Genomic DNA, 1246 nt, shown 5'->3' on the forward strand with positions numbered 1-1246 from the left:
TGTTCGCGGCCTCCCGCCGCTGGACAAATGCCGAGCTCGAGGAGTTCGGCCGTCGCCACGCCCGTGGTCGCTTCGAGCGCGAGGACCTGCAGGCAAACCTCACGGGCGCGGAGTGGACCGACGACGACGCTTTCGTCGCCTATGGGCTCGATGAGGCCACAGTCACCGCGCTGCGCGCCTGGGCCGTGGAGTGGGCCGACGACCTCGCGGCCCGCCTCCTCGAAGAGGCCCATGATCCGGACATCGGCTGATCTCGTCCGGATGAGATCACATCTGAATGCGATCAGAGCAAGAGCCCGGAGATGCACACAAGATGGTGTCGAGACAGTCCCTCCCACAGACGGCGTTCCGACAACCCCCTCATGACACCGGGTCAGGCAGCAGCTCTAAGGATCTTGTCGCTTCCTGCGGGCTGCCTGCGTAGCGCCGGTGTCTTGGCTCCTCCGTGACCGCGCCATCGGATCGGTGGCCTGAGAGTCCCTCTCCGGGGCGAGTGGCCTGACGGCGTGCAGTTCGCGTGCCTCGATCCCCTCGGTCCCGGGGATGGGGTCGGTCTGTATCAGTGCGGGAGCGGAACGACGTGCGGTGTCCGGGACGGGCAGGACGTTCCGGCGCTGCAGCTCGGCCACACTGACCAGCGGCGACATGAGAACCCCCTCAAGCAGCTCATCCTGAGCCGACTGCAGCTCGACCAGCTGCCACAGGACGGCGAGCACGTACTGGAGTTCCTCGCTCCAGGCGGGGCGCCACCCCGCGGGCCGAATGTGGTCCAGCTGACTGACGGCCCTGCGAGACGGCGGTCCCGTCCTGCGTTTCAACCAGCCGTCGAGAACGTTCTGTCCGCTGACCTGGCAATCCCGCATCTCTTGGGTCACCGGCCCGAAGACGCCCTGGCCGAAGTGCAGTTCGTGACCGTCGGGATCGTAGACAAAGCCCTCGGGCAGTTCTTCCCTGCCGACCTGCCTCCGGTACGTGATCTCCGGCTGTGCGGTCGCCCAGACCTGCCTGGGCCCACCGGGCCTCCCCGCAACCGGGTCCACAAGCCTCTCTCCGAAAGTAGAGGCCCAGATCACCTTCCGCCCGATATGCAGCGCCTCCGACCACAGTGTGACGTCACCGGTGAGTGGTACTCGGACGCCGTTGGTGGTGAGTTCGTCGTCGAAGCGGGAGCGGAAACCGGGGTGAGCCGTTACTGCCGCAATGTACGCAGCCAAGTCCTCGGCGGTGACAGGCAGACCAACGAAGG

The 1246-nt window shown here is 66.5% G+C and carries 1 protein-coding gene and 1 pseudogene; one reads left to right on the forward strand and one right to left on the reverse strand.

The annotated features are described in order from the left end of the window. A pseudogene (locus ACZ5CR_RS45920) lies at positions 1–251 on the forward strand (hypothetical protein); the annotation flags it as partial. Between the two features lie 135 nt (positions 252–386). Here the strand turns inward: ACZ5CR_RS45920 and ACZ5CR_RS45925 are convergent. Then, positions 387–1246: type ISP restriction/modification enzyme (locus ACZ5CR_RS45925; RefSeq protein WP_468869854.1), on the reverse strand; the 860-nt coding region annotated here is incomplete at its 5' end.

It is taken from the genome of Streptomyces sp. NPDC031274 (genome assembly GCF_055570235.1).